Source organism: Hyphomicrobium sp. DY-1, assembly GCF_047497105.1.
GTDB lineage: Bacteria > Pseudomonadota > Alphaproteobacteria > Rhizobiales > Hyphomicrobiaceae > Hyphomicrobium_B.
This window is the reverse complement of record NZ_CP134870.1, coordinates 3,767,167-3,783,831: the sequence shown is the minus strand read 5'-3', so window position 1 is coordinate 3,783,831 and position 16,665 is coordinate 3,767,167. Positions and strand designations below refer to the sequence as shown.

The 16,665-nt window shown below is 63.4% G+C and carries 25 protein-coding genes; 18 read left to right on the top strand and 7 right to left on the bottom strand.

Going from position 1 to position 16,665, the window contains the following annotated elements; genetic code table 11:
* Positions 1 to 8: 8 nt before the first annotated feature.
* The 12 genes from RLW41_RS18340 to RLW41_RS18285 all read left to right on the top strand — a co-directional run bounded on the left by RLW41_RS18340 (position 9) and on the right by RLW41_RS18285 (position 8,613).
* Positions 9 to 1,376 carry a type IV secretory system conjugative DNA transfer family protein gene (locus RLW41_RS18340; RefSeq protein WP_414462381.1) on the top strand — a complete coding sequence of 456 codons (1,368 nt, stop codon included), beginning with the start codon at positions 9 to 11 and terminating at the stop codon, positions 1,374 to 1,376.
* Positions 1,369 to 2,352: a hypothetical protein gene (locus RLW41_RS18335; protein WP_414462380.1), complete on the top strand. Its 984-nt coding sequence runs from the start codon at positions 1,369 to 1,371 to the stop codon at positions 2,350 to 2,352. Before RLW41_RS18340 ends, RLW41_RS18335 begins: the two co-directional genes overlap by 8 nt.
* Positions 2,349 to 2,648 (top strand): HNH endonuclease, encoded by a 300-nt coding sequence (locus tag RLW41_RS18330; RefSeq protein ID WP_414462379.1) that lies wholly within the window; start codon positions 2,349 to 2,351, stop codon positions 2,646 to 2,648. Before RLW41_RS18335 ends, RLW41_RS18330 begins: the two co-directional genes overlap by 4 nt.
* Positions 2,645 to 4,294: a hypothetical protein gene (locus tag RLW41_RS18325; RefSeq protein ID WP_414462378.1), complete on the top strand. Its 1,650-nt coding sequence runs from the start codon at positions 2,645 to 2,647 to the stop codon at positions 4,292 to 4,294. The genes RLW41_RS18330 and RLW41_RS18325 overlap by 4 nt, the downstream gene beginning before the upstream one ends.
* A complete protein-coding gene (locus tag RLW41_RS18320) occupies positions 4,291 to 4,494 on the top strand; it encodes a hypothetical protein (RefSeq protein ID WP_414462377.1) in 204 nt (67 codons plus the stop codon). Before RLW41_RS18325 ends, RLW41_RS18320 begins: the two co-directional genes overlap by 4 nt.
* The gene (locus RLW41_RS18315) at positions 4,491 to 4,685 is read left to right on the top strand and encodes a hypothetical protein (protein ID WP_414462376.1); all 195 of its coding nucleotides are present in this window, start codon (positions 4,491 to 4,493) and stop codon (positions 4,683 to 4,685) included. The genes RLW41_RS18320 and RLW41_RS18315 overlap by 4 nt, the downstream gene beginning before the upstream one ends.
* Positions 4,686 to 4,689: 4 nt before the next feature.
* Positions 4,690 to 5,517 (top strand): hypothetical protein, encoded by an 828-nt coding sequence (locus RLW41_RS18310; RefSeq protein ID WP_414462375.1) that lies wholly within the window; start codon positions 4,690 to 4,692, stop codon positions 5,515 to 5,517.
* Positions 5,514 to 6,326 (top strand): hypothetical protein, encoded by an 813-nt coding sequence (locus RLW41_RS18305; RefSeq protein ID WP_414462374.1) that lies wholly within the window; start codon positions 5,514 to 5,516, stop codon positions 6,324 to 6,326. The genes RLW41_RS18310 and RLW41_RS18305 overlap by 4 nt, the downstream gene beginning before the upstream one ends.
* Before the next feature lie 53 nt (positions 6,327 to 6,379).
* Entirely contained in the window at positions 6,380 to 6,658 is a 279-nt protein-coding gene (locus tag RLW41_RS18300; protein WP_414462373.1) for a hypothetical protein, read from the top strand.
* A gap of 194 nt (positions 6,659 to 6,852) precedes the next feature.
* A complete protein-coding gene (locus RLW41_RS18295) occupies positions 6,853 to 7,338 on the top strand; it encodes a helix-turn-helix transcriptional regulator (protein WP_414462372.1) in 486 nt (161 codons plus the stop codon).
* A 20-nt stretch (positions 7,339 to 7,358) separates the two neighbouring features.
* A complete protein-coding gene (locus RLW41_RS18290; RefSeq protein WP_414462371.1) occupies positions 7,359 to 8,096 on the top strand; it encodes a hypothetical protein in 738 nt (245 codons plus the stop codon).
* Between the two features lie 229 nt (positions 8,097 to 8,325).
* On the top strand, positions 8,326 to 8,613 hold the full coding sequence (locus RLW41_RS18285; protein WP_414462370.1) for a hypothetical protein: 288 nt from the start codon (positions 8,326 to 8,328) through the stop codon (positions 8,611 to 8,613).
* A gap of 156 nt (positions 8,614 to 8,769) precedes the next feature.
* On the opposite strand, the gene RLW41_RS18280 is transcribed toward RLW41_RS18285, so the two are convergent.
* The 3 genes from RLW41_RS18280 to RLW41_RS18270 are packed head-to-tail and all read right to left on the bottom strand — an operon-like array spanning position 8,770 to position 10,093.
* Positions 8,770 to 8,964, bottom strand: a complete 195-nt coding sequence (locus RLW41_RS18280; RefSeq protein WP_414462369.1) for a hypothetical protein — start codon at positions 8,962 to 8,964, stop codon at positions 8,770 to 8,772.
* Positions 8,961 to 9,419 carry a hypothetical protein gene (locus tag RLW41_RS18275; protein ID WP_414462368.1) on the bottom strand — a complete coding sequence of 153 codons (459 nt, stop codon included), beginning with the start codon at positions 9,417 to 9,419 and terminating at the stop codon, positions 8,961 to 8,963. The genes RLW41_RS18280 and RLW41_RS18275 overlap by 4 nt, the downstream gene beginning before the upstream one ends.
* Positions 9,416 to 10,093: a hypothetical protein gene (locus tag RLW41_RS18270; protein ID WP_414462367.1), complete on the bottom strand. Its 678-nt coding sequence runs from the start codon at positions 10,091 to 10,093 to the stop codon at positions 9,416 to 9,418. The genes RLW41_RS18275 and RLW41_RS18270 overlap by 4 nt, the downstream gene beginning before the upstream one ends.
* A gap of 295 nt (positions 10,094 to 10,388) precedes the next feature.
* Here RLW41_RS18270 and RLW41_RS18265 point away from each other — a divergent pair, with 295 nt between their 5' ends.
* Genes RLW41_RS18265 through RLW41_RS18250 form a run of 4 tightly spaced genes read left to right on the top strand, consistent with a single transcriptional unit; the run spans position 10,389 to position 12,394 of the window.
* Entirely contained in the window at positions 10,389 to 10,787 is a 399-nt protein-coding gene (locus RLW41_RS18265) for a hypothetical protein (protein WP_414462366.1), read from the top strand.
* Entirely contained in the window at positions 10,784 to 11,209 is a 426-nt protein-coding gene (locus RLW41_RS18260; protein ID WP_414462365.1) for a hypothetical protein, read from the top strand. The genes RLW41_RS18265 and RLW41_RS18260 overlap by 4 nt, the downstream gene beginning before the upstream one ends.
* Positions 11,206 to 12,111, top strand: coding sequence for an ArdC family protein (locus RLW41_RS18255; RefSeq protein ID WP_414462364.1), 906 nt, complete (start codon positions 11,206 to 11,208; stop codon positions 12,109 to 12,111). The genes RLW41_RS18260 and RLW41_RS18255 overlap by 4 nt, the downstream gene beginning before the upstream one ends.
* Positions 12,095 to 12,394: a hypothetical protein gene (locus tag RLW41_RS18250; protein WP_414462363.1), complete on the top strand. Its 300-nt coding sequence runs from the start codon at positions 12,095 to 12,097 to the stop codon at positions 12,392 to 12,394. The genes RLW41_RS18255 and RLW41_RS18250 overlap by 17 nt, the downstream gene beginning before the upstream one ends.
* 3 nt (positions 12,395 to 12,397) lie before the next feature.
* On the opposite strand, the gene RLW41_RS18245 is transcribed toward RLW41_RS18250, so the two are convergent.
* Genes RLW41_RS18245 through RLW41_RS18230 form a run of 4 tightly spaced genes read right to left on the bottom strand, consistent with a single transcriptional unit; the run spans position 12,398 to position 14,960 of the window.
* Positions 12,398 to 12,994, bottom strand: a complete 597-nt coding sequence (locus RLW41_RS18245) for a hypothetical protein (protein WP_414462362.1) — start codon at positions 12,992 to 12,994, stop codon at positions 12,398 to 12,400.
* Positions 12,985 to 13,551, bottom strand: coding sequence for a hypothetical protein (locus RLW41_RS18240; protein ID WP_414462361.1), 567 nt, complete (start codon positions 13,549 to 13,551; stop codon positions 12,985 to 12,987). The genes RLW41_RS18245 and RLW41_RS18240 overlap by 10 nt, the downstream gene beginning before the upstream one ends.
* A 10-nt stretch (positions 13,552 to 13,561) precedes the next feature.
* Positions 13,562 to 14,632, bottom strand: coding sequence for a hypothetical protein (locus RLW41_RS18235; protein WP_414462360.1), 1,071 nt, complete (start codon positions 14,630 to 14,632; stop codon positions 13,562 to 13,564).
* Between the two features lie 34 nt (positions 14,633 to 14,666).
* Positions 14,667 to 14,960: a hypothetical protein gene (locus tag RLW41_RS18230; protein ID WP_414462359.1), complete on the bottom strand. Its 294-nt coding sequence runs from the start codon at positions 14,958 to 14,960 to the stop codon at positions 14,667 to 14,669.
* Positions 14,961 to 15,530: 570 nt separating this feature from the next.
* Here RLW41_RS18230 and RLW41_RS18225 point away from each other — a divergent pair.
* The gene (locus RLW41_RS18225) at positions 15,531 to 16,253 is read left to right on the top strand and encodes a division plane positioning ATPase MipZ (protein WP_414462358.1); all 723 of its coding nucleotides are present in this window, start codon (positions 15,531 to 15,533) and stop codon (positions 16,251 to 16,253) included.
* Complete coding sequence (locus RLW41_RS18220; protein WP_414462357.1) at positions 16,250 to 16,657, top strand: hypothetical protein; 408 nt, start codon at positions 16,250 to 16,252, stop codon at positions 16,655 to 16,657. The genes RLW41_RS18225 and RLW41_RS18220 overlap by 4 nt, the downstream gene beginning before the upstream one ends.
* Positions 16,658 to 16,665: the final 8 nt, after the last annotated feature.

The following is a 16,665-nucleotide window of genomic DNA, read 5'->3' as shown; positions in this document are numbered from 1 at the left end:
AGCCCATCATGCCTCCACGCACCACCAGACCGCCACACGGCATCCTCCTCGGCTGGCAAGACCCCCCCGGCCGTGGACGCAAATCAGAATTCCCATCCGCCATCTGGGACGACAGCCGCGAAGGGCATCACATCACCATCGCACCCACCGGCGCAGGAAAGGGTGTCTCGTGCATCATTCCGGCGCTGCTTACCTGGCGCGGGCCCACCATCATTATCGACCCCAAGGGCGAAAACTACGCCGTCACAGCGGCGCGCCGCCGCGCCATGGGACAGAAAGTGCACGTGCTCGACCCCTTCGGCCTCACCGATTGCCTGCAACGCGCCTCGCTCAATCCCTTCGACATGCTGGGCCCCTTGAAAAAGGCCACCATCGACGACATGCGCGTGCTCGCGAACGCCGCGATCCAGCAGCACGCTTTCGGAAAGCACCAGGACCCTTACTGGGACAACCGCGCCGCAACCCTCATCACCGAAGCCATCGGTTATTGCGCCACCAACCTTCCCGCGCCGACGCTAACCGACGTCAACACCGTCGTCCGCACCTACGACGAACACACCGGCATGACGGAATACGTCAGCGCCAAAGGATCCTGCCATCCCGACATCGGCCATGTTTTCTCGCCGCCCGGCATGGCCATGGGCCGCACACGCTCCTCCATCACTTCCACCGCCATGGACCATCTTGCGTTCATCACGGATGGCGCCGTGGCGGGCAGCCTCTGGCGCTCAACCATCGACCTCAAAAAAGTGGTGCGCGGCGACCCCATGACAATCTACATCGTCATACCGCCGAACAAGCTCGTCACCCATTCGAAGCTTTTGAGGCTTTGGCTGGTGACGTTGCTCACCGCCATCTCGCGCCGACACGCGGCGCCCAAGATCCCCACGCTCTTCCTCATCGATGAGGCCGCACAGCTCGGCGAACTCAAAGAACTGGTGTCCGCCGTGACGCTGATGCGCGGATACGGGATGAAGGTCTGGAGCTTCTGGCAAGACCTCTCCCAATTGACGAAGCTTTACCCCCACGCGTGGGAAACCATCCTCAACAACAGCAGCATCCACCAATACTTCGGCGCCACAACACCGATGGCCGCCAAGAAGCTGCAGGACTACCTCACGGACACCTGCCCGCGACCGATTTCAAACCTCGCCCCCAACCAGACCGCGCTCTACCGCCCGCATCAGCCGGGCGCCGTGGTCCGCCTGCCGAACTACCTCACCGACCCCATGTTCCAAGGCCTTTACGACCCAAATCCCTTCTATCCCCGACACGCCGAGCTCACCCTCGTGGACGACGAGTTCGACTACGACGTTCAGGAAACCGACAGCGGCACGGTCCTGCACTTTCCACCACGGGAGGAGCGCGATGCCTGACGCCTCCCACATGCTCGACAACATCCTCGCCGGAAAGACCGCGCGCGGCGCACCTTTCCTTTCACCTCAGGGCGACATGCACCTCGACTTCACCAACAGCGACTCCATTCGCATGGCGACCATCGCCGCCCTCGACATCTCCGTGCGCATGTTCGGCGAACTGGATGACGAGGCCGACCGCGCCTTCACCTTCTTCGCGCGCAAGGTCATCCTCTTCGCGCGCCGGGGCGGCACCCTTGCCGCGAACCCAAGCTTCCTCACCCGCGTCATCCACGCGGCCGACGTCGCCCTCACCAAACCCGAACTCCTGATCACGCCGATTGGAATCCCGACGATGGTGAGCATGGCGCTGCAGCAAAAAGCGAGGCGGGCCCGCGAGCAACTCAGAACACAAACCGTGGACGAGGAAATCGCCGACATGGCCGCAAGGGCATGTCCGCCCCCGCCACCCTCCGTTTGGCATGACCGCGACGGTCATTACCACCTCGTGGAATTCACCCACCCCTTTCACCTGTGGGAAGAGGGCGTGCGCCTCGATAACTGCCTCTGCCGCCTGAACCCCTACGACCCGGAGAGCCGCGTCCCGGGCAATGCCGACCCGGCGCTGCTTCACTCCCTCGACTACTGGACCCACCTCGCCAGCGCATCCGAACGGCTGTTTTCGCTGCGCGCGGGAACCGCCCGCATCGCACTCTTCCACATGCACGATGCCACCTTGGTGGATCTCGACGTGTGTTTCCCCAATGAACCGTCACTCCGCACAATCATCGCGGACATCACCGACTATTTCGAAGCGCGCTTCGGCCTGTTCCGCATAGGGCTCGGCCGACCACTCGCGACCCAACAGCTCGCGATTGAAAGCATCCGCCACGAACGTCGCGCGCGCAAAAAACAAAACCTGTCCGACCCGCGCCCCGTGTCGCCCTTCGGACACCGCCGCCGCCGCCACATCCACTCCTTCCGGGAGCAGCCATGACCAGCAGGGGCAAACAGCACGATCACACGCGGCGGACGGAGCTTTTCCAGGAGCAGGACGGGCTCTGCTTCTACTGCACCGAGCCGATGCTTCAGCTCCCCTTCCGGCTGCCGCGCTCCCCCCTCGACGCCACGCTCGAACACCTGACCCCGTTCTCCGAAGGGGGGAGGCGGGGCTTTCCCAACGAGGTCGCTGCCTGTCACGGCTGCAACACGCAACGTGGAACCACCTCGTGGCTGCTCTTTTTCTGCTTGAAGGAACTTGAGCGCGCGGGAACCCCGGGGGCACGCGCATGATCACCCGCCTCACCCAAACCCAAATCACCCATGTCCTCGCCGGGCGCGACGTTCTCGGCCGCGCCTACGGCAAGGCGCTCACCATCACCAACTGCGAACACCAGCGCCACGCCCTCGCGGTTTGGATCCAGGGCGCCTTCCATCATCGCCCCGGGCGCCTGACCATCCCCCAACGCACCGAACTCATCCGCAAATTCGCGGCCTTCATGACCCGCGACAACAACCGCGCGCACGGCTCGGATATCGCCGATGCCACGCGATACCTGCTGGCCCGGCCGCAGCTCCTCACCACAAAACTCACGTTCGGCGGCGTCGTACGGCTTGTGCGCGAGCAACGCCGACGCAGGCAAAACCAACACGACGAAGACGAAACCGCCCGCGTCATCGCCGCCGCAAAGACGCCGGTGCCGCCGCGCCCCGTGATCGCCACCCACGGAGCCTACGCGCTCCACCAGCTCGTTCACCCCATACACCTCCGAAACACCGGTCTCGCCGCAGGCAATTGTCTCGCCATCCCGCACAGCGGAAGCCACATCGCCAACCCCACCTACTGGGATGCCGTCGCTTCCAAGCGCACCTCCATCTTCACGCTGCACCACAACCAAGGCCTCTGCCTCGTCGTGGCGATCACCCACAACCGCATCGCCGAATGGCAGCTCGTGTCCGCGACGCCCGGCATGGCCGAGGCCCTTCAACACTGCCTTGCCGCGCTCACGCCCCCACCGCCGCTTGATGGCATTCGCTACATGCTCCGCGCCCACACCATTCCGCCGCGCCCGCAGGGCCGCGTCCTCGCAGCGAACGCCGAACCGCCCTACCTCCCGGAAACAATCGACCGCGCCCTTCGCGGCGATCTCCCCGATGGGCCGCCGCTCAAGCCCCTCGCCCTCAACAGGCGCGCGGCCACCATGCAACCGCTCCGCGCCACGCTCACCCACTTCGCGCAACTCACCAACGGCGCATCACCGGAGGACATGATCCGGTTCGCCCGCAAGCTCGCGGTCTATCTCACCCGCCATCCTTCCCCGGACGCCGAACCCCTGATCCGCGGCGCCGGTTACTTCGCGGCGAACCGCCAAACCCTTCGCTCCAAACTCTCCTTCGCCGGCGCCGCCCGCCTCCAGGGAGTCATGTGGCGCGCCTTCGAAAACAGGCAGCGCCGCCAACTCAAAGCATACGTCAAGTCCCAACTGGACCTTCCCCTCACGGCACCTCGACTGCTCCTTGCCCGCCACGATTACCGCCTCACCATGCTCACCCACCCCCGCCACCTCGTGGACCTCGCGGTCAAGACCAAGACCAAGCGCCTTGTCGCCTGGATCGACGGGAGGGCTTATCCGCACCGCGTCTATGCCGACCAGCTTCTCTCAGGCGACCGGCGGTTTTTCACGCTCTCCCGCGCCGACCACATCTGCCTGTGGTTCGCCAGCATCGACACCAGCATCATCGAGATGCACGTCATCACGCCGCACGAGGAACTCGTCGACATCCTGGCCGACTGCGTACCCGCCGTCGAACGGATCACCGGCCCCATCGTCCACGCCGCCGGCATATGGCCCCAGCCGGAGCACGAATGCCGTCCCCTCGGAACCTACGCTGCGCCCCGGAGCTGGATCCATCCGCGAACGCCAGGAGTCAAACCATGAGCCCCGAACTCGACCGCGCCTACAAGCAAATCGAATCCCTGGCGTGGCGGCTCGCCCGCATCATGGCGGTGTGCGACCGGCTGCAACAGGCGCTCACCCATCCGACCACGCCGGAACTCGCGTCATCGGCGCTCGCCGCCTACCGCAAGCTTTTCGAGGACTACCCGGAACCGCAACCGCCGCCGGGGCGGCCACCATGACCAGAAAAGCGGACAACAGCCGCAAACAGATCGAACGCCTGCAATGGCAGGTCGCCCGCGTCATCTGGGTCTGCGACCTCCTTCATAAAGCGCTGAAGAACGGTTCACGACCGAACCTCAGGAAGAAAGCCCTCGATGCCTACAAACACCTCAAGCGCGATTTCCCCGACCATGAGCGCCACGGCCGGTGACCGCATGACCGACATCGACACCCGCCGCCTCGTCCACCGCGTCATCGGCGGGCGCGAGGGCTTTCCGGCGCTCACGTTCCACCGCCATCCCAGAGCAACGGACATCGTCATCAGCCACGCCCGCGTGTTCATCCACCACACGGCCGCGCTCACCCACGCCCGACAGGTCCACTACATCCGCAAGCTTGCCGTTTACCTCGTCCGCCGTGGCCTCTGCGCCCAAATCGAATTCGACATCATCCATGGCAGCCTGTGGTTCCACCAACACCCGGAGCAACTCACGGCCTCGCTCTCCTTCGGCGGCGCCATCCGCCTTCAAAAGCGCGCGTCCGCCACCACCGCCAACTTGAACCGGCGCAGACGCCGCGCGCGGATGCATCGCGACCCCACCGCGCCTGTTCCCGACAAACCCATCCTCCTCGCGTTCGACGCCTACACCCTTGAGAAGTGCACCCATCCCCAGCACGTCATCGACGCGGGCCGCCGTGGCAACAACTGCCTTGTCATCCCAGACGTCGATGGTCCGTTCCCCAACGCGCGCTACTGGGACCCCATCGAGGCCGGAACCGGCCATCTCTTCACCATCCACTACGACACCCGCCTCGTCTGCATCCTCTTCATCAAACACAACATGCTCGTTGAAATGCAGAACCTGGCGTTTCCCGGCGACTTCTTGCGCATCATGCCCCGATGCGCGGCCGCCATCGAACGACACATCGGGCCCGTCGAACCACTGCATCACGGCTTCCTCTGGCCTGTCCGAAGGACACCGCTGCCCCGCGCGGCCGCCAATGAGAACCCGTCGACCATGTTCGCCGGAGACGCCCCATGACCCGCAGCGAAGCCGACGCCGTGGCGCGCAACGTCCTGGGCGGCAAGACCGCATCCGGGAAGATTCAATTCTCGCCCATCGGCTTTCCCAAGTGCGAGAAAGCGTTCCGCCTGCTGTCAAACTGGACGTGGTTTTACGCCAACCACAACATCGAGCCACCCGACCGGATGCTCACCAACTACGTGCGCAAGGTCGCGTGCTACGTGACCCGCACCGGGTCAACCGACATGGAGGACACCGAACTCCTGAACGGCACCGTGTGGTTCCTCGAAAACCCCTCCAGCGTCTTCGGCAGCATGGGCTTGGCGCAGGCGGCGCGCCTTCGCAACGAACAGCTCCGACATCTCAAGGCCGCCGAGGAGCGCTGGGCACGGGAACAGGCCACCATCGCCTACGATACGCCCGAACCACCGTGCCCCGTCCTGTTGAACCACAACGGCTTCACGCTGATTGAACTCATCGACCCACGCCATCTCGCCCGCGCCGGAGAAAGCGCGGGCAACTGCCTCGTGCACCACCACGGCAACGTCGCGTTCGCCAATCCCACCTACGCGGGCGACATCCGCGAAGGACGACTGCACATCTACGCGCTCTCGAAGGGAACAACGCTTTGCTGCGTCTTCAGCGCAGGGGAGGGCGAACTGCAGGAAATGCACCTCATCCACCCGGACCTGGCGACAGAAGCCATCCTCGATACCTGCATCGCTACCGTCACGCGCCTCCTCGGGCCCCTCACCGACACCTTCTGCGAAATCCACGTCGACGAGGAACCTGCCGAAAACCCGGGAGCCGAGCGTGCGGAGCTTTGACGTCCCCTCCAACAACCAGACCATCCCCTGGCACAACCGAATGAGACACCCCCATGATCGAGAACGCACCGTCGCGCCGCATGGCCCGCCTGCAGAACATCGTCGGCACACTGATCACCGTCTTCCTGTTGTCGTGGCTGGCCCCCATCCTCGTCATCGCCGGACCAATGCTTGCCCGCAGCTACGTCCACGTCTGGAAAGTGGTGCTCGGCCTCGAACCGGACTGCATGTATCCGGCGCTCGACTACCAATGGGGCAAACCGGATTGCCGCGCCGCCGCAGACAACGCGAAACGCGGCGACCGACTGCCCGCAATCCCGCCGTCCCCGTGATGATCGGCATCAGTCCACAGCCCTACCGTTCCTTTCAACGACGGGTGATTTTCCATCATTCGGATGAACTTAAACCTCCGTGGTGATAACGCCGATTAGCCGCGCCCGCGCGCGGTAGAGGGACTCATTTTTGACAACCGGTTTTACCGCCTCGGGCACCGTCCGACGGCGAAGGGTGGATTTTGCCCGCAACCATGAAACATCACCTCTTGCTTTACCTCATGACCGCAGCCGCCCACGGCACCTTGCCCGCCGTCGATCCGTTCCTGCGCCGGGTGCTCACCATCATCGACGATTGGATCGAATCCGAGTGGTCGCAGAAGGAAGCCATCAAGAGGGAAGGCAACGCGCTCGGATGGACCACCGAACGGGCCGCCCGCCTTAAAGACGCGGCCCTCACCGCGCAACACCTCGCCAACCGCGTCGACGGCATGAGCGAAGCCTCCTTCCGCCGCGCGCTCCAGTATCGCGGCGCACCACCACCGGGCGAACTCATCAGGAAAGCCCGCATCCGCTACGCCGCCAAACTGCTCACCCACACCGGCCTCCTGGTGAACAAGGTGGCCAAACGCTCCGGCTACAAAAGCGAAAAGCATTTCACCGACGCCTTCCGCGCCGAATTCAAGATGACGCCCTCGGAATACCGACGCGCATCCATATCCCGCACAACGAACCCGTAAGCTCCTCAGGAATGCTCGACATGACAACCACCACCACACAAGCCCACATCGTCATCGGCTTCTACACTCCCAACTACGAACGTCTCGCCGTGGCGTTCGCCAAGAACCTCGACCAACACGCCATACCCCACCACCTCTACGCCGTCCCCGCCAGCGCGTGGAACAACGCCATCCTTCTCAAACCCCAAATCATCAAGCGCGCCCTCCAGGACTTTCCCGGAAAGACCGTGGTGCTCATGGATATCGACTGCAATCTCCTTGGGCCTATCGCCCCCGTCGTCGGCTTTCACGGTGACATTTCCCTCTACATGGGCGTGCGCTACCACCCCAAGGCCCGCAAGAAGTCCCTGCGGCTTCGCGTGCTCCCGTCCTCCCGCGTCATCCTTTGTCACAACACGCCCAACACAAACGCCCTCATTGACACCTGGCAGCGCCTCTGCGCCGACCAAGACCCTGCGCGGCCCGAAAAGGATGACGAGCAACTGCTGATGGAAGCCATCGGCACGACCCATGGCCTCGCCCTCAACATCCTCGACAAACGCTATTCCGGTCGCGACCCGCTCGACGCCCCCAAGGACGCGGTCATCACCCATTACAGCGCCCACGACAGCTTCCGCACCGCGAACGAACCACGCCGCCAGATCAAGCACCTCAAACGGCAATTCGTCGGGTGGATCGTGGGCAAACCCTACAAGCAATGGAAGTACGGCATCAAACCTCCCCCCGACGATAAACCCCCACCACCCGACGACATGTAACCCACCGCCACAACAGGAACCAACGCACCACTCATCATTCACAAGCGCGGCGGCCACTTCCGTCGCCACAAGACGACGTGACGGCCATGCAGCGCCCGCACCCCGCATACACCTTTGCGATCTTCGCCTTGGCCGTGGCCATCCTCACCCCGCTGCGGGTCCTGCCGCTCACATACCCGCGAAGGCTGCACCGCGCGTGCTGGCGCCCCGCTTGTGCCGGGCTGCACGCATGGTGCGCGTCATGACCGCGCTTCCCGGATTCCCCGTCATCGCCACCATCGTGCTGTGCGCCGAACCCCAGATCGACCCCCAGCTCGAGCCGTTCTGCAACGACGCCAAGCAATTCGACCGCTATCTCCGGGACAACAACTTCATCCCCGACGACAGCATCACCTTCCGCAGCGGGATGATCCTCACGCGCTACAGGTTCCTGGGAGACGTCCTCTGGATGGCAACACTCCCGAACGGCCGCGCCTGCCTCCTGCCCATGGGGATGCTCAGGAAGCCGAAGTTCTGACCCGACGCCCACTCCGCTGACAACAGCGCTTCCGAACGCTCGACATCAAAGGCGGCGTCGGCCATCCCGCAAAGCATCAGGTAACGACTATCCGCATCCATGGCCCCTCGCGCCCCCGTTATCCCACCCCGATCATGTCGAGATCAAGACGCGGCACTAGCGGCCCGCGCTCCATCCTTGCTCGAGCGCGGCGATGACTTCTTCCATTTCCGGGTCGCCATTCTCGATCAGCAAGCGGTTATGGTCGGCCGTCTCACCCGCGTCCTTCGCTTCCTCTTTCCTCTGCCACCGCCGGAAGGCCTCGCGGGCCACATCATCGAAAAACAAATCGGGCTGCTTGTCGCCGCTCACATCCCACGGCTTTCCTCAATCACCGCCGCCAGCCGGCCGTACGTTTCCTGGAACGGGCCGTGGTGCATTTCGTCTGCGAACGGAGAAACGCCAACCATCAGGTCGCGCGAATGCCAGCGCAGTTCCGCAAGCTCCTGCAGGTTTTCATAGGCCGTCGGGAAATCCATGCCGGACAACACGCCCGAAAGAATGCTCAGGCCCGCGTAGGGACCCGAAACGAACCAGCACCCCAGCATCGGCAGATTGAACGGTCCGGTGTTACCCCCGGTCCCCATGACATTGGCATAGTGCTTCGCCATCACCAACGGCATGGTGCCGCCGTGCGGGGACAATTCATACGCATCGTCCAACGCCGACGCCATCCGGTCGAGCACACGCCGGAGGGATGCCTCCAGCTCGGACCGCTCCTCGACAACAATGCCCGGGCCCGACAATGCGCTCGACAGCTTGCTCACATCTCGTAACCGTATTTTTCAAGGCCTTGGTGCCGACGGAAAATTTTGAGACCGTCCCGGAAAATTTGGGATTCGATCTTTTCTTCGTCAACACCTTGGTCAACGGGGATCATCCGCGCCATCTTGATGATCTCCGGAAACGCCTCGCGCTCCTTGAGCGCCTTGTCGATGTCCACCTCCGCCACCGTCCCCGCAAGCCGACCAAGCCCGCCCCAGGGACCGCTGGTGAAGTGGCCATCGAGTTTTTCTTCGCAGAGACGCATCGCGAAAGCCTTCCCCAGCACCAGATACTCGCGGTCCATGCCGTGCTCCGGAGAGAAGTTCGCCTCCTCCAACATGTCCGCCATCTTCTCGAGCGTGAAGCTCACATATTTGCTTTGCTTCTCTTCGTCGTCCATGCGGCGCTCCACGTCGCGGGCCATCAGCATGTCACACACGGCCAGGCGACGGTAGACCCACGCAAGGTCACGCAAGAACCACATCCGTTCGTTCGGCGACCGCGCGTTGATGATTTCTCCCGCCAGCACTTCGGCATTCGTGCGGAGGTTTTCGGAGATCAGGACGCGATCGTTTGCATCCCGCCAGTTCAGGGCGGTGGAGGCGTCTAGCGCGTAGCTCTTTTTCAAGGGGTTTGCTTTCGTCAGTACACGGACGATGTATACCGTATCCGCCATCCACGCAACGCTTCTGCATACAGAGACGTCATCGTTGCCACCCCCGAGCCTCTCTCATAAATGCGAGGCTACCGACGCCCTTCGCCGCCCGAGGCATGCCGAACCAACCCGGAGCAGGAGCGGGGCGGGGCGCGCCGCCGAGCCCGGCGCCTAGTCCGGTCCCCCTTCCCGTCAAGCTCTGCTCTCGCGCTGCGCGCTCGCCCTGACGGGTGACGGGCCCCATGGGGCCCGGCCTTGAACGGCGCGGGCGGCGCGCCTGATGCGCCCGCCTCATGTCCACAAGAGGAGGAGAGAGATGAACACCACCACACCGCTGCGCCAGGACCGGACCGATCTGGACGACAGGGACGAGCAAATCCTGCTGGAACGCGTCGCCCGTCGCGCCCTCATCAACGGGCCCCGCGTCGGCGACTTCGTCATCAGGACAACCGGCGAGGTCCTGCGCTTCACGCACGACCACGGCGACAGCCTCCAGGTCTCCATCAAAGAGCAGTCCGGTTCATACTATTTCGATGCTTCGGGATATCTGGATTATTCCGGCAGCCTCGACCCTGCGATCAAGAAATCAAAGTTGCGGCCATTGCCCGAACTCCGTGAGGGCTGGTGCTGGTGCTTCCATCACAACCAGGCCCGAGCCCATAACGGCGTCGCCGCGCTCATCCCGTGCCGCGTCTATGAGGAGGTGGGCCAATGACCGCGCTTGCCTTCGAACGCGTCACCGCGCCGGTGATCGCCGGCCTCACCGACGACATCGTCTTCGATGAGAAGGATGCCGAGCTGCTGGCGGCGGCAATCCGCTACCGCGCCTTCCACTTCCGGCCTCTGGTCGGCGACTACGTCGTCCTCGCCGATGGCACGGTGCAGCGCCTTGCCTACGCCTACACCGACCGCTTCCAGGTCACGGTCCCCTCGTTCAGATGTTCGTTCCATCTGCACGATGTCGGCACCATGAGCTGCTCCGGCGCGTTCCCCGGTTCCGTCATGAAGGCCGACCTCCAGCACCAAGGCTATCGGCGCTCCGCATCCTGCTGGATGTGGCATCACGGCCGCAGCGGCGGCGGGCGCGGCGTCGATGCCATCATGCCCGTGGCGGTTTGGATGGAGGTCCGGTCATGAAGGAGCGCACCGACATCCACCAGCTGGTCACCGACCAAATCATTGCCGCCATCGAGGCAGGCGCTGGCGAGGTTCAACTTCCCTGGCAGCGCGCCGGTTCGTCCTTCGGCTTCATCCCGAAGAACGCCGTCACCGGCAATGCCTACAATGGACTGAACATCTTCAGCCTGTGGGCCACATCCGAGCTGCGCAACTACACCGGCCCCGGCCTCTGGGCCACGTACAAACAATGGCAATCCATCGACTGCCAGGTCCGCAAGGGGGAGAAGGCGGCGCTGGTCATTTTCTACAAGGAGTATTCCGGAAAACCCGACCCCGACGATGACAGCGATGACGGCACCCGGCGCGTGGCCAAGGCTTCGTACGCCTTTCATTGCAGCCAGGTCGACGGCTTCGAGATGCCCGACGCCCCGCCGCCCAAACCGCCCATCGAAAAGCTTGCCGCGGTCGAGGCCTTCATCGCCGCCACCCGGGCGGTGGTGAAAGTCGGCGGCGACCGTGCGTTCTACGCCCGCCTGTCCGACAGCATCACCATGCCGGACGAAGACCGCTTCACCGGCGACGCGCTGGAGCGGCGGGAAGCATGGGCATCCGTTCTTTTACACGAACTTTCGCACTGGAGTGGAGCCGAGAAACGCCTCAACCGGGAATTCGGCAAGCGGTTCGGCGATGAAGCCTACGCGATGGAGGAATGTTGTGCCGAATTCAGCGCGGCGATGCTCTGCGCGGAACTCGGGGTCACGCCCGCGCCACGTCCCGACCACGCGGCTTATATTCAGAACTGGCTGCAGGTCTTGAAGAAGGACAACCGCGCCGTCTTCACCGCCGCCGCCAAAGCCTCCGAGGCTGCCCGTTATCTCGCCTCCTTCTCGAAGGAGGCGCGCCATGCCGAAGCAGCCTGACATCATCACCTTCACCTGGCGGGACGTCACCTGCCAGGTCGAGCACATCCGCGACTGGAAGATCGACGGCTGGTCCCGGCTCATCCTCCGCGTTATCCACCCGCGCGGAGCCCCCCTCCCCCTCACCGAACACGGTTATCTCCGTCACGAACTCGAAGAGGACGAACTCGCCGCCGCCGGCGGTCCCCTCGCCTTCTTCATGTCCTGGATGAACCGCGAGGCTTCCTCACCGCGCTACGCGCAAGCACTCTATATATGGAACCAGGGCGACCTGTTCCGGTGAACCTCACCCCTTCCCGGTTCCCTCCCACCGGTAATACCGCGCCAGCTCCGCAAGAAACGCCGCTCCCTGCGGATGATGCTCATAGGCCTCGCTTATCGCCTCCCGCACCACCTCATCCACCAGCCCAATCACCGAGAACGGGTCCTCGATGCACTGCTCAAGAGAAAGCAGCCGGTGCGCCTCCCCAAAACCAGCATCCCACTCCCCTTCCCCCGTCATCCACCCGGCCTCGTCCCTCACCTCCATCAGGAACTGCCCGCCGCTTCCCGCCCGCAGGCAGCGCCGCACCTTCACCATCGGATCCTCAAAGTGGGTATGCAGCTCGCGCCAAACGCCACGCACATCCCGCACCCAGAACTCCACCATTGCTAACCTCGACATGTTCGAAGCCAGCGCAGGCTCCCCCACCAGACCCGTCATCGGATAACTCACGTGATATTTCAGGCTCGCCGTCATCGCCCCCACAATCGCCGTACTCAACCGTTCCATGAGCTTCACGGGTTGGCCCACCACGACAACCGCACGCGCGCGCAACGCCCGCCGCAACGGGGCCTCCCCTGCAACGACATCTTCACCGTCCTGATCGCGCGTCAGTGCCATGTGTGAAACATCCCTTCACAGCCTTCATCCTTCCCCCACCCGAAGTAGTCCCGGCACGCCCGAATGTACGCAGCCCCATCCGGGCAACTCCCCCACGCGATCGTCACCGCATCCTCCACCGCCTTGTCCACCACGCCGTCCATGCGACCGTACGCGTGGACCAGATCAAACAACGGGAAACTCACCGCCGCTTCCCCCAGACCCATCTCCACATCATCGCGCGCCGCATTCGGCCACGACGCTTTGACCCGCGCCGTCACCACAAAACGCGCGCCAGCTTTCCGCGCGAAGAAATCCACCGCCACCATCGGATCTTCGCAAAAGCTCTTGAGCAGATAAGCCTCACCCTCCGGTGTCAGGCAGAACAGGCGCACCGTGGCAACCCCCCGCCCCACGGCATCCATGTCGCCCTGGCTCAAAGACGGATACGCCAACGAATACTCTTCCGCCCGCCGAAACGCCCTCGCCACCGCATCCGCCGCCGAGCCCTCCTCACCCACCTCGACCCACACGGGTTCCCGGTGCCGAAACAGTGCCTTGATATGGTCTTCCATCATCTCTCCTTGTTTAAGACCGACCGTTCAACTTCACCTGCTGGTAGACTTCGCTCCGGTTCCGGAGCAGATGGCGCATGCCAGCGTCACGCGCCAATTCCGCAAATTTCTTCCCGAACTCCACGCGCCCGTAGGCCATGAAATCCTTCACCCGGCACCACACCAGGTAATCCAAGTAGATCTCGCCTATCGGGACTTCACCGCGCTCATCGACGTCGAGCTGTTCCAGCGCGTAAGTTTCGACTTCACCGAACGGCTTGAGTTTCACCGCCGCGCCGGCCGCCGCCTTTTCATCAGCCTGATTGGGCTTCTTCTCCTTCCCCCGCCACGGGGTCGTCGACACGTAAAGGCCGATACCACTTCCCAGCTCGACGAACATCGCCAACAGAAACGACAGCACGAATCCGATGTCATCCTTGCTCACCTTCATGCGGACCACATCCGCCGCGTGCTTCAAGGCGTCGACCTGGGGGTCCGCCGAACTGTTCACGCCCGTGTCCTTCGAAAGCTCACGACGCAGACCTTCCGCTTGCTGCCCGAGCTGCACCGCTTCCCGCGCGCGCGCCAACTCCCCTTCGAGCTTGAGTACCTCCGCGCACGCCACCCGCGTAGAAATCCGGTTGAGCGTGCACTTCGAAGACACGTCCCTCACCGTCCACCGCCCAACCGGCTTCTTCAAAAGCGCATCGATGGCGCTCGCCACTTCTTCCGGCGTGCGCACCGCTCCCAGCTGGTCGAGCCGCGCATTCACCCGGTCCAATTCCTTCCGCGCATCTTCGTGCCGCTCGATGTCGCCCAGCATCACGGCCGCCTTCGCCGCACGATGGTCGGCCGCAAACCCCAGCGCCGCGGTGAACGAGTAGGCCGTCAGCACGCTGAACAACACGCACGACCACACCACCGCGAGCCAATCCCGCTGGCGCAATCCCCAAAATCCCATGAACGGCGAAATGGCCTTCAGGCCGTCACCGAGCCCCGCACCTATCCCGTAGACCAGGCCGTCGAATTCCGTATCGGCGCTGCGGTAGCCCATGCGGAAATTCAACACGGCCGACACCGCGATGAGCCCAAGGCTCACCGTCACGCCGAAAAAAGCGACGAGATGGGGAACCCAACCCTCACCGCTTTCTTTTCTTCGCGCAATCCGCCAGAAGCTGCCACGCCGCATCATCATACCGGGCTCTCAATTCCTTCACCGTTTCCACAATCCGCTCCGCCAACACGCGCTCGCAGAAGCTGTTCTTGTTTTCGCCGGTGGCGAGCTTGATCATGTGAAGATTGAAGGCGACGTCCGGCTCGATGCGCAGGTTGAGGCGGGCGCGAGTACCCTTGTAATCGACGCGCCGCGTCGACCCTGCCCCCACCTTGAGCTTCGAAAACTTTTGCAAAACCGCGTTGCGGTTGTCCGTCATCCAGTCCTCATTCGCCACGTCAGCAAATGCTTACCAACGGAACGACGGGCCCGAAGAATCGTTTTCTAGAACCCACCCGCTTCCCACCCGCTTCCCCCCGCTTCACCGCTTCGCTATCGAACCTCAGCCTGGAACATTTGAACTGGCGCATGTGCGCACCTGCGAATCTGCGCTTATGCGCACCTATGCATGTGCGTTCCTGCGCACCTGCGTTTGTGCGTACTTGCGCACTTGCTCACCCGCGCACGTCCTCTCTTGCGCTTATGCGCACCTGCGCTGCTACACTTGTGCGCACCTGCGCACCTGCGCACTTGTACATGTGGATGTGCGCTCCTGCGTTCCTGCGCATATGCGCACGTGCGCATCTGCGCTTATGCGCCATTTGCGGGATGTCCCATTTCCGCCATTTCTAGACTGGCGCACGTGCGCTTATGCGCTCCTGCGCACATTCTCTCCTGCGCACCTGCGCACGTGCGCTGTTGCTCCCATTGCCACACCCCCTCACGATGAATGCCCGGTATGGAGGCGGTATACGTTGACCGCGTTCCTCCGTGTACGCACTATCACCCCATGAACGACATCACGCCACCCACCATCATCGCTTTCGCCTCACCGAAGGGCGGGGCAGGAAAGTCCACCAGCTGCCTCTCCATCGCGGGTGCACTTCTCAAGAAGGGCTACAGCGTCCACATCGTGGACTTCGACCAATCGCAGGCCCTCTGGCGTTGGTACACGACCACGGCGGCACCGGAGGCTAAGACCAACCTCACGGCGCAGCTGCCGCCCAAGGAAGATCTACCGGCTTTCATCCAAAGCCTCTGGCGCCACCCCGCCGACGTTCTCCTTCTCGACCTGCCCGGCCTTCTCACGCGCGACATGCTCCACGTCGCCGCGTTCGCCACCCTCACCATCACACCCCTTAAACTCAGCGAACTTGACATCGTGGAAGCCAACAGGCTGCACGACCAGCTGCGCGACATCCAAACCCGCGTGCACAAACCCATCATCCACCGCTTGCTGGTCAACGACGTCCAACCATTGCCGGGCGCCTATGAGTACGCTCTGCTCGACGAACTCATCCAGGCGCAACTACCCCGCTTCACCACGCTCATCCGCCACCGCGTCGCCTACAAGGAAATCTTTGGTACCGGCCTCACCCCACACTTCGCCGACCGGACGCAGCCGAAAATCTCAAAGGCCGTGGACGAACTCGACCATCTCATGGCCGAGATCGAAGCCCTCCTGGCGGACGACCAATCCGCCATCCAACCGCCAACGAAAGAAGCGGCATGACAAACACCACGCCCCCACGATTCAAGCCCGCGCTCGCCAAGAGTCCGATGCCCGACTTCGAGGCCATCGCCTCGGCCGTCGATGCCGTCGCCACCAAGAACGACGTCGGCAACCTGACCAAACCTTCCGCCGCGCTTGCCAGCACCTCAACGCCGGCTACGCCCACGCCGTCCGACAACGTCACCGCGCTTCCCCCACGCAAGGACCGTGCACCCAAAAAAGCGGCCCGAGCCGAAGAGGCCAAACTGTCTCTGATGGTCCCGGTGTATTTGCTCGAGGCCATCGACAAGAAACGCACCCGCAACAAGACCAAGCGCTTCATCGTGCTGCAAGCGTTCAAGGACGCCGGCTACGAAGTCCGCGAAGCCGACTTCATGGAGGATGGGCGCCGTGGCCGCGAGTAAGACGACCC